13 protein-coding genes are annotated in these 14,163 nt (G+C 73.3%); 10 read left to right on the top strand and 3 right to left on the bottom strand.

Annotation, left to right across the window (positions count from 1 at the left end; translation table 11 throughout):
• Positions 1-101: 101 nt before the first annotated feature.
• Positions 102-2,231, bottom strand: coding sequence for a prolyl oligopeptidase family serine peptidase (locus ABZT03_RS31955; protein ID WP_356045891.1), 2,130 nt, complete (start codon positions 2,229-2,231; stop codon positions 102-104).
• A gap of 177 nt (positions 2,232-2,408) precedes the next feature.
• Here ABZT03_RS31955 and ABZT03_RS31950 point away from each other — a divergent pair, with 177 nt between their 5' ends.
• The 8 genes from ABZT03_RS31950 (at position 2,409) to ABZT03_RS31915 (ending at position 10,130) form a co-directional block, all read left to right on the top strand.
• A complete protein-coding gene (locus ABZT03_RS31950; RefSeq protein ID WP_356045890.1) occupies positions 2,409-2,603 on the top strand; it encodes a hypothetical protein in 195 nt (64 codons plus the stop codon).
• A 180-nt stretch (positions 2,604-2,783) separates the two neighbouring features.
• On the top strand, positions 2,784-3,650 hold the full coding sequence (mshB, locus tag ABZT03_RS31945) for an N-acetyl-1-D-myo-inositol-2-amino-2-deoxy-alpha-D-glucopyranoside deacetylase (RefSeq protein WP_356045888.1): 867 nt from the start codon (positions 2,784-2,786) through the stop codon (positions 3,648-3,650).
• The gene (locus ABZT03_RS31940) at positions 3,647-4,057 is read left to right on the top strand and encodes a DUF6113 family protein (protein WP_356045887.1); all 411 of its coding nucleotides are present in this window, start codon (positions 3,647-3,649) and stop codon (positions 4,055-4,057) included. Before mshB ends, ABZT03_RS31940 begins: the two co-directional genes overlap by 4 nt.
• A 158-nt stretch (positions 4,058-4,215) precedes the next feature.
• Positions 4,216-6,519, top strand: a complete 2,304-nt coding sequence (locus ABZT03_RS31935) for a hypothetical protein (protein ID WP_356045885.1) — start codon at positions 4,216-4,218, stop codon at positions 6,517-6,519.
• Positions 6,520-6,662: 143 nt separating this feature from the next.
• Complete coding sequence (locus ABZT03_RS31930) at positions 6,663-7,595, top strand: ABC transporter ATP-binding protein (RefSeq protein ID WP_356045883.1); 933 nt, start codon at positions 6,663-6,665, stop codon at positions 7,593-7,595.
• Complete coding sequence (locus ABZT03_RS31925) at positions 7,592-8,332, top strand: ABC transporter permease (RefSeq protein WP_356045881.1); 741 nt, start codon at positions 7,592-7,594, stop codon at positions 8,330-8,332. The genes ABZT03_RS31930 and ABZT03_RS31925 overlap by 4 nt, the downstream gene beginning before the upstream one ends.
• Positions 8,329-9,519: a histidine kinase gene (locus ABZT03_RS31920; RefSeq protein ID WP_356045879.1), complete on the top strand. Its 1,191-nt coding sequence runs from the start codon at positions 8,329-8,331 to the stop codon at positions 9,517-9,519. The genes ABZT03_RS31925 and ABZT03_RS31920 overlap by 4 nt, the downstream gene beginning before the upstream one ends.
• Positions 9,516-10,130, top strand: a complete 615-nt coding sequence (locus ABZT03_RS31915; protein WP_356045877.1) for a response regulator transcription factor — start codon at positions 9,516-9,518, stop codon at positions 10,128-10,130. The genes ABZT03_RS31920 and ABZT03_RS31915 overlap by 4 nt, the downstream gene beginning before the upstream one ends.
• Positions 10,131-10,164: 34 nt before the next feature.
• On the opposite strand, the gene ABZT03_RS31910 is transcribed toward ABZT03_RS31915, so the two are convergent.
• Positions 10,165-11,013, bottom strand: a complete 849-nt coding sequence (locus tag ABZT03_RS31910; protein ID WP_356045876.1) for a transglutaminase-like domain-containing protein — start codon at positions 11,011-11,013, stop codon at positions 10,165-10,167.
• Between the two features lie 17 nt (positions 11,014-11,030).
• Positions 11,031-12,074, bottom strand: coding sequence for a GNAT family N-acetyltransferase (locus tag ABZT03_RS31905; protein ID WP_356045875.1), 1,044 nt, complete (start codon positions 12,072-12,074; stop codon positions 11,031-11,033).
• Between the two features lie 140 nt (positions 12,075-12,214).
• Here ABZT03_RS31905 and fdxA point away from each other — a divergent pair, with 140 nt between their 5' ends.
• Positions 12,215-12,535, top strand: a complete 321-nt coding sequence (gene fdxA / locus ABZT03_RS31900) for a ferredoxin (RefSeq protein ID WP_003973842.1) — start codon at positions 12,215-12,217, stop codon at positions 12,533-12,535.
• A 170-nt stretch (positions 12,536-12,705) separates the two neighbouring features.
• A complete protein-coding gene (locus ABZT03_RS31895) occupies positions 12,706-13,797 on the top strand; it encodes a bifunctional succinyldiaminopimelate transaminase/glutamate-prephenate aminotransferase (RefSeq protein WP_356045874.1) in 1,092 nt (363 codons plus the stop codon).
• Positions 13,798-14,163 lie beyond the last annotated feature (366 nt).

The following is a 14,163-nucleotide window of genomic DNA, read 5'->3' as shown; positions in this document are numbered from 1 at the left end:
CCGTTTTTTGCGCCTGGATCGGCGCCGCTCTCGCGGAGCGGGCTGGGCTTCGTCGGGGTTGCTCAATCGATGGTCGCGGTGGTCTCCGTGGGTGGTGGCGCTCAGGGCAGGCGGAGGGCGCGGCGGAGGAAGTCGACCTGGAGCAGCAAAAGGTTCTCCGCGACCTGTTCCTGGGGGGTCATGTGGGTCACCCCGGACAGGGGGAGGACCTCGTGCGGGCGGCCCGCGGACAGCAGGGCGGAGGACAGCCGCAGGGAGTGCGCGACCACCACGTTGTCGTCGGCCAGCCCGTGCACGATCATCAGCGGGCGGTGCGGCTCGGCGGGGGAGACCAGGCCGTCGTCGGTGACCAGTGAACTCCTCGCGTACGACGCCGGGTCGGCGGCCGGGTCGCCCAGGTACCGCTCCGTGTAGTGCGTGTCGTACAGCCGCCAGTCGGTGACCGGGGCGCCGGCGATGCCCGCGTGGAAGACGTCCGGCCGGCGCAGCACCGCGAGCGCCGCGAGCCAGCCCCCGTAGGACCAGCCGCGGATCGCCACCCGGGAGAGGTCGAGGGGATGGTCCTTCGCGAGGCCCTGGAGGGCCTCGACCTGGTCGTCCAGGGAGACCGTGAGGTCGTGGTGCACGGCCTTCTCCCAGGCGGGGGAGCGGCCGGGGGTGCCGCGGCCGTCGGCGACGACCACCGCGAAACCCTGGTCGGCGAACCACTGCGAGGTCAGGTGCGCGTTGTGCGCGGCGACCACCCGCGGACCGTGCGGCCCGCCGTAGGGATCCATCAGAACGGGCAGGGGCGTGTCGCCGGAGTAGTCCGCAGGCATAAGCAGGGCGCACGGGATTCGGCGTGCGCCCCCCTGGGTGAGCGTCACGCGCGGGGACAAACCGGGATCTTCGGCGTACGAGGTGACAGTCGCCGCCGGCCTACCGCCGCGCAGCACCCGCGCCCGCGTGCCCGGCTGGTCGAGGGTGGCGGAGACCAGCACCGTCACGCCCCCCGCGCGCACCGCCGAGTGCACGCCCGGCTCCTGCGAGACGCGCTCCACGCCGAGCTCGTTGACGCGATACACATGCACCTCGCCGGTCTCCACCTCCGCCGCGCCCTCACCCGCGGACGCCGAGACCAACACGTCGTCGGCGCCCACGTCCAGCACCGCACGGATGTGCAACTGCCGTCCCGTCAGCGGCCGTTCGCCCACCGCGAGGACGCGCGCGCCGCCCTCGTCGGCGATCCGCACGAGCTGTCCGGAAGGGCTCCAGCACGGCACACCGGCGAACAGTTCCAGCCAAGTTGGATCTTCGTCGGCGTGCACCATCCGGGTCGCCCCCGTCTCCGGGTCGACGGCCAGGAACAGCTGGCTGCGCTGGTCACGCGCCTGCACGAGCAGCAGCGGGGCGCCCGCCGCTGACCAGTGCACATGCGCCAGATACGGAAAGCGCGCCCGGTCCCAGACCACCTCGGTGCGCGCCCCGTCCAGGCCGAACACGAACAGCCGCACCTCCGCGTTCGCCGTGCCCGCCGCCGGATACGGGACGTGTTGTGGGTCACGCTCCGGGTGGGCCGGGTCGGAGATCCACCAGCGCCGCACCGGGCTGTCGTCCACCCGCGCGACCAGCAGCCGGTCCGACTCCGGAGCCCACCAGAAGCCCCGCGAGCGGCCCATCTCCTCGGCCGCGACGAACTCCGCCAGACCGTAGGTGACCTCGCCCGCACCCGTCGCTGCCTCCGGCACGGCCAGCGCCCGGTCGTCCTCGCCGTCGGCGCCCACCACCCGCAGGGCGCCCCGCGCCACATACGCGACCTGCCGGCCGTCGGGGGAGGGGCGCGGGTCGATCACCGGTCCCGGCGTGGGGAGTTCACGTGCCGTGCCGGCCCGCAGCTCCGCCGTGAAAAGCCGCCCCGACAACGCGAAAGAGGCCAACTCGACGGCCGCGTCGGTGGCGTAGCCGACGATGCCCGCGCCACCCTCACGGCTGCGTTCCCGGCGGGCCCGCTCCTCCGGCGAGAGGTGCTCCACGGCACCGCCCAGCAGGGCGCGCGGGTCGGCCGCCACGCGCTCTTTGGCCGCCTCCGGGTCGAGCACCCACAGGGCGTTCGCCCGGTCCGTACCGGAAGCGGAGCGCAGGAACACGACACGGGAGCCGTCTGGCGCCACGGTGAACGCGCGCGGCGCCCCCAGGGTGAAGCGCTGGGTGCGGGCGTGCCGGCGGGGGAAGGAGTCGGACGTCGTCGTCATGCCCCGACCATATTGGCCATGCGCCCCCTTGTGCGGCCGTGCGCCGAGCGATGCGCGAGTGCGGATAGTTATGATCACTACCGCATGGTGGGTATGAACCCGCTGGCTGCTGTATGGATTTATCCGACCCCTCGGTCCGACCCCCCGTGCTCCTGGGATCTTTGGAGGTGAGCCGCCGTGGCACTCTCGATTTCGGCGGTGGTGCTGCTGGCGATCATCGTCTTCCTGCTGGTCAAGAAGTCAGGGTTGAAGGGTGGACACGCCGTTGTGTGCATCCTCCTCGGCTTCTATCTGGCCTCGTCGACGATCGCTCCGACGATCAGCGACCTGACGACGAACATCGCGGGCATGATCGGCGACCTCAAGTTCTGAACCGGGCGGCCCGTTCACCGGGCCGTCCCACGGTGCGTACGGCACGAACACGGCCCGCGCCCCGGCGAAAGCCGGCGGCGGGGGCCGTCGGCGTGCCACCGACCCCCTCACCGACCCGCAGCCCCAGAAGGCGGGCGGGCAGGTGGGCCGGGGGTGGTCGCGGCCTCGTAGGGTGATCCCATGACGGAACTGCCCGGCCGTCGTCTGCTGCTGGTGCACGCGCACCCGGACGACGAGTCGATCAACAACGGCGCCACCATGGCCAGGTACGCGGCCGAGGGCGCCCGGGTGACACTGGTCACCTGCACCCTCGGTGAGCTCGGCGAGGTCATTCCGCCCGGGTTGCGGCATCTGACCGGTGCCGCCCTCGGCGCGCACCGCCTGACCGAACTCACAGCCGCCATGCGCGAGCTCGGCGTCGAGGACTTCCGTCTGCTCGGCGGCGCGGGCCGTTACCGGGACTCCGGGATGATGGGCCTCGCCGACAACGACGACCCCGCCTGCTTCTGGCAGGCCGACGTGGACGAGGCCGCCCAGCCCCTCGTGGACGTGATCCTCGACGTACGCCCCCAGGTCCTCGTCACCTACGACCCCGACGGCGGCTACGGCCACCCCGACCACATCCAGGCCCACCGCGTGGCCATGCGCGCCGCCGAACTGGCCGCCGGGGCGGGCTGGGAGATCGCCAGAACCTACTGGAACCGCGTCCCGCGCTCGGTCGGCGAGAAGAGCTTCGCCCAGCTCCACACGGACCTCCCGGGGCTGCCCTTCACCGAGGCGGCCGCCCTGGACGACGTACCGGGCGTGGTGGACGACGAGCGGATCACCACCGAGATCGACGGCACCGCTCACGCCGCCGCCAAGACCGCCGCGATGCGCGCGCACGCCACCCAGATCGACGTGGCCCCCGGCCGGCCGTACTTCGCGCTCTCCAACGAACGCGCCCAACCCCTGTTCACATGCGAGTACTACGAGCTGGTGCGCCCCGCGCGCGCTCCCGGCCCGCGGGAGACGGACCTGTTCGCCGGGATCGAGGAGACGCCGTGAACGACCGGACCCCGCTGCTCGCCCAACCGCTGCAAAGGCCCTCTCCGGGCCGGGCCGGCGCCTACCTGGGACTCCTGGTGCTCGGCGCGCTGGTCGGCGTGGCCGGGGCGCTGGTGCAGGCCGCCTGGTTCCCCGGCGGACTGCTGCTCGCTCTCGCCGGTGAGGCCGGGCTGTGCCTGGGCGCGGCGCGGGCCGCAGGCAGCCGGGCCGCCGGCGTGGCCTCCGCCGCCGGCTGGATGATCGCCGTCGTCCTGCTCACGGCCAGCCGGCCCGAGGGCGACTTCCTGTTCGCCGCGGGAGCGGGCTCCTACCTCTTCCTGCTCGGCGGTATGGCCGTGGCTGTGATCTGCGCCACCCTTGGGCCGGGGCGGCAACCGGGCGGCGACGCCGCCCGACTTCGCAAGTGACGTACCACTTCGCCGGATCTCACGCGTGCGAGTCCGGTGTGGGTTTCCCCGGCGGTCGTGGGATACACGCCTGAAGTGGCCAGTATGGTGGTGCGCGCCGCCGAGCCGCCCGAGAGAGGTCGTACCGCGGGCGGCGGAGCCAACCGGGAGAACCTGCCTTGAGTCGTGAAACTGACACTCCGTCCTCCGGGCCCAACGGGCGCGGCGGAGCCGCCTACCCTTCGGGGACGCCGCCGTACGGAACCCCCATGGCTTCCGACGACGGTGCGCAAGCTGCCCGTTCGGCCGCGCAGCCGGAGGAACGCAAGACCGAGACCACGCTGACGACCCGCATCCGGATCAACATCCCCGGATCACGGCCGATTCCGCCGGTCGTCGTCCGCACACCCGTCGCGGACACCGAGGGCTCCGACGGCCCCGCCGACAGCGAGACGACGTCGTCCGGCATGCCGGTGCCCGCGTCCGCCGGCCCGGCCGAGCCGCCCGCCGAACCCGCGCCCGGGGACGCCCCCGGACCGGGTGAGAAGACGAGCGAATGGTTCGCGCCGCGCAAGTCCGGTCCGGGCGGCCCCGGTCCGGGCGGCGGTGCCTCCAACGGGGCCGGACTTTTCGGCGCTTCGGGGGCGCCCGCCGCACCCGGCGGCGCGGGCGCTCCGGCCTCCTCCGGCGCCGCACGCCCCGAGGCCGCCCGCCCGAACGCCGGCCGTCCCGGCGGCGTGGTCGGCTCCATGGGCATCCCGGCCGGCTCCCGTCCGGGCGGTACGAACGGGGCCGGACTGCCGAGCGGCGCCACCGGCGGGCCCGTGGCCCCCGGTCACGGCGGCGGCACCGGTTCCTTCGACGTCACCGAGGCCCTGGCCGCCGCGGGCGGCGGCGAACCGCGCCGCGACGACCTGCCGTACTTCGCGGAGAACGGCACCGGCACCCCGAAAGGTCCTGGCGGCCAGAGCGGTCCCGGCGGGCAGAAGGGCCCCGGAGCCCGCAAGGGCCTCGCCGGTCCGACCGGCCCCGGCGGCCAGAGCGGCCCCAACGGACAGAGCGGCTACGGCGGTCCCAACGGCCCCGGCGGCCAGAGCGGTCCCGGCGGTCCCAACGGTCAGGGCGGCTTCAACGGGCCGAACGGCCAGGGACGCCCGGGCGGACCGCAGGGCCCCGCGGGCCCGACCGGTGGCCCGGTCACCGGAGACGGCCCCCTGGTGCCGCCGGCCGGCGGTGCCCCCGGCGCCCCCCGCACCGGCCGCGGCCCCGGAGCCCCCGGCGGCGGCCTGAGCGACGACACCGCGATCCTGACCCCGCAGAAGCAGGCCCCCGGACCCGGCACGCCCGGCCACCGCCCGATGGACAACGTCTCCGGACACACCGTCACCAGCGGTATCCCCGTCGTGCCGCCGGCCGGCCAGAACGCGCCGTTCGGTCCGGGCGCCCACACCGACGGGCCGCTGCCGCACACGCCCCCCAAGCTGCCCGAACCGGTCACCCCGAACAGGCCCGCGGCCACCTCGTCCAAGAAGAAAAAGAAGAAGGGCCGCAGCAAGCTGGTGCTGCTCCTCGTGGCCGTGTTCGTCATCGGCGGCCTCGCCTACGGCGCCGGGCTGCTGATGAACCACTCCGACGTGCCCAAGGGCACCACCGTGCTCGGCGTCGACATCGGCGGCGGCACCCGCGACGACGCGGTCAAGAAGCTCGACGACGCCTTCGGCGGCCGGGTGAACAAGGCGCTGAAGCTGTCCGTCGACGGCGACACCGTCGCCCTCAAGCCGGACCAGGCGGGCCTCCAGTTCGACACCCAGGCCACCGTGCGGGCGGCCGCGCAGAGCGACTACAACCCCGTCTCCGTCATTGGCTCGCTGTTCGGCAACCACCGGGTCGTCGACCCGGTCATGCCGGTCGACGAGGAGAAGTTGCACGCCGCCCTGGAGGACGCCGCCGGCGGCTCCGGCTCGGCGACGGACGGCACGATCGAGTTCAAGTCCGGCAAGGCCGTCGCCGTGTACGGCAAGGCGGGCAAGACCATCGACGTCGGCAAGTCGACCCTCGCGGTCGAGGAGGCCTACCGCACCCAGGTGAAGACCGACGCCTCCACGCCGGTGGCGGTCGCGACGACCACCAGGAAGCCGACGGTCTCCGACGCCGAGGTCGACCGGATGATGAAGAAGTTCGCCGAGCCCGCCATGTCGGCCAACGTCACCGTGCAGACGGACGCCGTGCACTCGGTCGCCTTCAGTCCGCAGAAGTCCCTGTGGAAGTTCCTCAAGGTGAAGGCCGTCGACGGCAAACTGGTCGACTCCTACGACCCGGCCGCGCTCAAGACGCTCTACGGCCAGACCTTCGACGGCGTGCTGATCACCCGGGGCACCGGGCAGAAGACGGCCGTCACCGTCCAGGACGTCTACGGCGCCCTGCGGCTGGCCCTGATGAGCTCGACGAACCGGGTGGCCGTCATCGACACCGACCCGAGCTAGTCGCGCCAAGCTCGACCGAGAAGGGGGAACCCGGCACACGCCGGGTTCCCCCTTCTCGTAGCGGGCCGCCCCTCCCGTATGACATCTGTCATGCGCCCCTCAGGACCGCTGACACTGCCGGGCGGCGGGCCCGGCCCGCCACGATGGTGCGCATGACGACGACAACGACGGCCACCACCGAGGTGGTCGGGTTCGAGCAGGTGAGCAAGAGCTACGGGGACGTCCGGGCCGTGGACGGTCTGACGCTGCGCCTGCACCCGGGGGAGACCGTGGCACTGCTGGGCCCCAACGGGGCCGGCAAGTCGACCACACTGGACCTGCTGCTCGGCCTCAAGCAGGCCGACAGCGGCACCGTACGGATCTTCGGCACCGGCCCGCGCGAGGCGATCGTCGCCGGACGCGTCGGCGCCATGCTGCAGAGCGGCGGCCTGATGGACGAGGTCACCGTCCGCGAACTGGTCACGCTGGCCTGCTCGCTGCACCCCAGGGCCTACCCGGTGACCGACGTGCTGGCCCGGGCCGGCGTCACCCAGATCGCCGGCCGCAAGGTCAACAAGCTCTCCGGCGGCCAGGCCCAGCGCGTCCGCTTCGCCCTGGCCACCGCCGGGGACAGCGACCTGATCGTCCTGGACGAACCGACGACCGGCATGGACGTCTCCGCCCGCCAGGCGTTCTGGGCCACCATGCGCGAACAGGCCGACCAGGGCCGTACGGTGCTGTTCGCCACCCACTACCTCGAAGAGGCCGACGCCATCGCCGACCGCGTGCTCGTCCTGCACCGGGGCCGGCTCCTCGCCGACGGCACCGCCGCCGAGATCAAGGCGAAGGCCGGCGCCCGCCGGATCTCCTTCGACCTGGCGGACCCGGTCGACGACACCGCGCTGCGCGCCCTGCCGTTCCTCACCACGATCGACGTGTCCGGGCAGACCGTCCGCATCCAGTCCACCGACGCCGACGCGACCGTGCACGCCCTCTACGGCCTCGGCGTCTACCCCCGCAACCTGGAGGTCGCCGGGCTCGGTCTGGAGCAGGCGTTCGTCGCCATCACGTCCGCCGAGGAGGCGAAGTCGCTGTGAACAGCCTCATCAAGCTGGAACTGGTCCGTGCCCTGCGCAACCGCAAGTTCCTGTTCTTCTCGGTGATCTACCCCTCGGCCCTGTTCCTGCTCATCGCGGGCAACGCCGACGCCACCACCAGGGTCGACGGCACGGGCCTGACCATCCCGACGTACATGATGGTCTCCATGGCCTCCTTCGGCGCCCTGACGGCCGTTCTGATGGGCAACAGCGAGCGGATAGCCAAGGAGCGGGAGAGCGGCTGGGTACGGCAGTTGCGGCTCACGCCCCTGCCGGGCCGCGGTTACGTCCTCGCGAAGACCGCGAGCGCCGCCGTGGTCAGCCTGCCCTCCATCGTCATCGTGTTCGTCGTGGCGGCGGTGGTGAAGGACGTACGGCTGGACGCCTGGCAGTGGTTCGCCCTCACCGGCGCGATCTGGGCCGGCAGCCTCGTCTTCGCCGCGCTCGGCGTCGCCATCGGCTACCTGGCGTCCGGGGACGCTGTCCGCCCGATCACGATGATCACCTACTTCGGCCTGTCGATGCTCGGCGGCCTCTGGATGCCGTCGACCACGTTCCCGCAGTGGCTCCAGGACATCGCCCAGTGGCTGCCCACGCACGCGTACGCTGCCCTGGGGCGGGCGATCGAGCAGAGTCAGGCCCCGCACGCCAAGGACATCGCCATCCTGGCCGTGTTCTTCGCCCTCTTCGCGGGCGGCGCGGCCTGTCTGTACCGGAAGGACACGCTGAAAGCGTGAGCTGCAACCCCGACACGGCCCGGCCGGCTCCGCTGACACGCCTGGGGCAGGCACCCCGCAACCTCCGCGAGGGGCTGCGCAAGACCGGGTGGATAGCCGTCTGGCTCGTCTTCCTCAGCTCGCCGGTCCACGACCTGGCGTCCGGGAACCACACCACGGGCGCCACCGTGGCCGGCTGGCTGGGCCTGCTCGTCTTCGTCGCGGTCTACCTGACGCTGGTCTTCAGGAACATGGGCGGCCGGGCGTACTCCGGGCGGACCCTCGGCGCCCTGATCCTGGGCCTCGCGGTCGTCGGCACCGTGCTGTGCCTGACGCTCGGCGGGGAGTGGCTCGGCCTCTACGTGTACGTCTCCGTCGCCTGCGGGGCCGCGCTGCCGCTGCGCATGGCGTACTGGACCATCCCGTTGACCGCCGCCGTCATGCTGCTCGCCGGTCTGCGGGTCGGCGAGCGGGACGCCATGGACCTGGTCGTGCTGGTGCTGCTGATCGGGTTCGCGATGTCCGGCGTCGGCCAACTCGTGCGGACGACCATAGAGTTGCGCAAGGCCCGGGCCACCGTCGCCCAACTCGCCGCCAACGAGGAACGGCTGCGGCTGGCCCGCGACCTGCACGACCTGCTCGGCCACTCGCTGTCCCTGATCACGCTGAAGAGCGAACTCGCCGGCCGGATGCTCCCCGGCCACCCCGACAAGGCGGCCCAGCAGGTCGCCGACATCGAACAGGTCAGCCGCCAGGCCCTCGTCGACGTCCGCGAGGCCGTCAGCGGCTACCGCCGCCCGCGCCTGCGTGAGGAACTCGCGGGCGCCCAGGTCGCGTTGACGGCGGCAGGCGTCACGGCCGCGCTGCCCGCGGAACCGGACCTCACCGGCGTCCCGGAGGAGAGCGAGTCGGCCCTCGCCTGGTCGCTGCGCGAGGCCGTCACCAACGTCGTACGGCACAGCGGCGCGGGGCGCTGCACGGTCGAACTGCTGCACCGCCAGACCCTCGACGGGCGGGTGTGCGAACTCTCCGTCGAGGACGACGGCTCCGGTGGCGCCGGGAAGGGGCCCGGCAACGGTCTCACCGGCCTCACCGAGCGACTGGAGAAGGCGGGCGGCTCCCTGGAGGCGGGCCGCACCAGGCACGGCTTCCGGCTCGTCGCCCGCGTGCCGGCCGGCGACCGGGCCGACGTAGGATCCGGCGCATGAGCCGCACGATCAAGGTCCTGCTCGCCGAGGACCAGTCGATGGTCCGCGAGGCGCTCGCCGCCCTGCTCGGCCTGGAGGACGACATCGAGGTGGTCGTGCAGGTGGCGCGCGGCGACGAGGTGCTGGCCGCCGCCCGCGCCCACGACGTGGACGTGGCCCTGCTGGACATCGAGATGCCGGGCGCGACCGGCATCGAGGCGGCGGGGCAGGTGCACCGCGCGCTTCCCGGCGTGAAGCTGGTCGTCCTCACCACCTTCGGCCGGCCCGGCTACCTCCGCAGCGCGATGGAGGCCGGCGCCGACGCGTTCCTCGTCAAGGACGCCCCCGCCGCCCAACTCGCCGCTGCTGTACGCCGGGTGCTGGCCGGCGAACGGGTCATCGACCCCACGCTCGCCGCGGCGGCCCTCGCGGAGGGCGCCAACCCCCTGACGGACCGCGAACGCGAGGTCCTCAGAGCGGCGGCGGACGGCTCCACCAACGCCGAACTCGCCGCGGCCCTGCACCTGTCGCAGGGCACGGTCCGCAACTACCTCTCCACGGCGATCCAGAAACTGGCCGTCCGCAACCGTGCCGAAGCGGTCCGCACGGCCCGCGAGAAGGGCTGGCTGTGACCCCGCCCGAGGCGGGATTCCCGGCGCCGGCCGGTCAGTTCAGCATCGCGCGGGCGGCGTGCGCCTGGTCGCGGACGCGCGCCGCGGCCGGCTGGTCCACCGCGCCCACCACCTCGGCGTAGGCGTCGAGTTCGGCAGCCCCCTCGACGAACTCGCCGCGCTGCACGAGCAACTGGGCCCGTTCGTAGCGCAGACGCGCCGGATGCGAGGGCAGCAGCAGCGACAGGTCGACGGCCCACAGCGACACGTCGGAGCGCTCCGGCCGGGCCGCGGCCCACGCCCGGACGTTGTTCAGGATGCGCACCACCACCTCCAGCGGCTCCGCGGGACCGAGCATCGAGGGGTGCAGCGGAGCCCCCGTCGCGCCCGCCACGAGCAACTCGGCGTCGGACCCGCTGAGCACCCGCCCCCCGTCGAACGGGTCGGCGAGCACCTGATCCTGGGTGCCGAACCCGACCACGAAGTGCCCTGGCAGAGCCACCCCGTACACCGGCGCCCCGGCCCGTCTCGCGACCTCCATCCACAGCACCGACAGCAGGATCGGCAGCCCCCGCCGCCGGGCCAGCACCTGGTGCAGCAGCGACGACTCCAGCCGCTGGTAGTCCGCGGGCAGCCCGCGGAACCCGCACCGCTCGCCCAGCAGCTCCCGCAGCGCGACCGCCCAGGAGCGCGGCCCGCCCGGCCGGAAGGGCAGCCGGCCGGCCAGCTTGTCCAGCTCGATCTGGGCGGTGTCCAGACCGGCGTCGTCGAGCTCCCCGTCGGCCTGCGCGCCGAGCAGCAGGCACAGCGTGGACAGGTCGGGACGCTCGGACCGGGCCTCTTCGGCGAACCGCTGCCGCAGTTCGGCGGAGCGCTCGGGCGGCGGGGGACACGGAGGACGCATAGCTGGCTCGTGCCCCCTCAGGACGATCGGTACCGGCCGCCGGCGGCACTTCCGGGTCCGGCGCCCACCGGTTCGCGGTAGTGGTGGTACGCGTGGTGCGCCGTGAAACCCAGCTGGTCGTACAGCGCCTGCGCCCCCACGTTGTCCGTCTCGACCTGGAGCCACCCCGCCGACGCGCCCTCGGCCAGCGCGCGCCGCGCCAGCGCGGTCATCACGGCACCGGCCAGTCCCCGCCGCCGTAGCGCGGGATCGACCTCGACGGCGGCGAAGCCCGCCCACCGGCCGTCGACCACGCACCGCCCGATCGCGGCGGGCGCGGCGCCCGGCCGGTCGCCCGGCACGGTCGCGAACCACACGGAGGGGCCGCCGCCCAGCACCCTCAGGGCCACCTCGCCGACCCCCTTGCGCCGGTAGCGCGCGAGCCACGCCTGGTCCGCGGTCCGGTCCAGCGCGACCTGCGCGGTCTCGTCCCGGTCGGCCACCGGCGCGAGCGCGCCGGTCCACAGTTCGGCGGTCACCTCACGCGTCCAGCCGCGCCGCTCCAGCTCCGCGCTCAGCAGCTCCTGCGTGCCCGCGGCGCCGGTCGCGGTCTGCACGTAGGCGGGCAGGTCCCGCTCGCCGTACCAGCGCCGTACGGCGGTCAGCGCCGCGTCGAGCGGCAGCCCGGGGTCGCCGAGCGGCAGCACCGAGTTCGCCCTCCGGGTGAACCCCCCGGCCGCCCGGAGCTCCCACTCGCCGAGCCGTTCGCTCTCCAGTGGCCGCCACGCGCGGGAGGAGACCCGCGCCAGCTCCTCGTAGGAGGCGGCGGGACCACGGCGGCGGGCCGGTGCGGGCGGCACGATCTTGCCCGCGACCAGCGCCGATTCCGGAATGCGGACGCTTCGGCCGTCCTTGCGTGTGATCCGCAGCACACCCCTGTCCCATGATGTGAGAACACCGACCGTGTCGGTGAACTTCTCACCCGCCGCCGCATGTTCGATCATGGACCGTACGGAGACTCGTTTGCCCACGTCAGCAGTGGTGACACGGACCTCGAGACGGCCTGCCGCTGAGATTTCCACAGGTCGGTTCACCCCTCCTGTTCGGATCATGTCCCGGAACGGAGATACTAGAGGCGGGCATCGACGACGCCGCGCTCCAGCGCGCCAGGCGGCGGAGCCTGTGGAGGCCCGCCAGCGCCCTATCGAGGAGGAACGACAGCGTGACCTACGTCATCGCGCAGCCTTGTGTCGACGTCAAGGACAAGGCGTGCATCGAGGAGTGCCCGGTCGACTGCATCTACGAGGGCCAGCGGTCCTTGTACATCCACCCGGACGAATGCGTCGACTGCGGCGCCTGTGAGCCGGTCTGCCCGGTCGAGGCGATCTTCTACGAGGACGACACTCCGGAGGAGTGGAAGGACTACTACAAGGCGAACGTCGAGTTCTTCGACGAGCTGGGCTCTCCCGGCGGCGCCAGCAAGCTGGGCCTGATCGAGCGCGACCACCCCTTCGTCGCCGCGCTCCCGCCGCAGAACCAGTAAGCCCGGCAAGCCCGGCCCGCGTCCTTCCCGGTGTCCGGGCCCAGCCCGAGCCGGGGGCCCTCGTCGCCTCGGTCCCGTACGGCCTGATCGCCTTCGATCGCCGCGCGGGGCCGAGGCGTTTGCCGTCCGTACGTCCGTACGCGTCCGTACGAGAAAGTGAGCCCGATCCCGTGTCCGCAGTCTCCGACCGTCTCCCCACCTTCCCCTGGGACAAGCTGGCGCCGTACAAGGCGACGGCCGAGGCACACCCGGACGGCATCGTCGACCTGTCCGTCGGCACCCCGGTCGACCCGGTCCCCGCGCTGGTCCAGAAGGCGCTGATCGCCGCGGCCGACTCGCCCGGCTACCCGACCGTCTGGGGCACGCCCGAACTGCGGGACGCGATCACCGGCTGGGTGGAGCGCCGGCTCGGGGCCCGCGGGGTCACGCACCGGCACGTCCTGCCGATCGTGGGCTCCAAGGAACTGGTCGCCTGGCTGCCCACGCAGCTGGGCCTCGGCCCCGGCGACCGGGTCGCACACCCGCGGCTGGCCTACCCGACCTACGAGGTCGGCGCCCGGCTGGCGCGCGCGGAGTACGCGGTCTACGACGACCCGACGGACCTGGACCCGGCCGGCCTGAAGCTGCTGTGGCTCAACTCGCCGTCGAACCCGACCGGGAAGGTGCTCGGCCGGGAGGAACTGACGCGGATCGTCGCCTGGGCCCGCGAACACGGCGTCCTGCTCTTCTCCGACGAGTGCTACTTCGAGCTGGGTTGGGACGCCGAACCCGTCTCGGTCCTGCACCCCGACGTGAACGGCGGCTCCTTCGACGGCATCGTGGCCGTGCACTCCCTCTCCAAGCGCTCGAACCTCGCCGGCTACCGCGCCGCCTTCCTGGCCGGTGACCCGGCGGTCCTCGGCCCCCTGCTGGAGATCCGCAAGCACGGCGGCATGATGACGTCGGCGCCGACCCAGGCCGCCGTGATCGCGGCCCTCGGCGACGACACCCACGTGCGCGAGCAGCGCGACCGGTACGCGGCCCGGCGCGGCGCCCTGCGCGAGGCCCTGCTCGGGCACGGCTTCCGCATCGAGCACAGCGAGGCCAGCCTCTACCTCTGGGCCACCCGGGACGAGTCCTGCTGGAGCACGGTCGCCCACCTCGCCGACCTCGGCATCCTGGTGGCCCCCGGCGACTTCTACGGCACGGCGGGAGACCGGTTCGTCCGCGTGGCGCTGACGGCCACGGACGAGCGGGTCAGGGCCGCGGTGGGCCGCCTCTAGTGCCGTGACCGGAAGGGTTTGCCGGGAAGCTCGCGGCGTCCGGTGCGGAGCATCGCCCGCGTACTGGATGTACTCGGGTGATGCGACAGCGCGGCGAGGTGCCGTGCCGTGCCGGGCGTCGCGAGCCGGTGAACCTTCCCGGTCACGGCACTAGCCGTTCCGGCGATTCCGGCCGGCTCGGCCTCGCGGCCCGTCCGTCCGACTCGGCTCGGCCGTCCGCCCGTCCGCCCGTCCGGTTCGGCCGTCCGTCCGGCTCGGTCTGCCCGGTCGCTCAGGCCGGATCGCGCCGGGGTCCGGCGGCGGAACCGGGGTGGTCGCGCACGCGGACGGCGGGGCCCGGGAGTGGATCCCGGGCCCCGCCGTCCG

The organism is Streptomyces sp. NPDC005574 (assembly GCF_040605435.1).
Taxonomy (GTDB): domain Bacteria; phylum Actinomycetota; class Actinomycetes; order Streptomycetales; family Streptomycetaceae; genus Streptomyces.
This window is presented reverse-complemented; position numbering and strand designations above follow the sequence as displayed.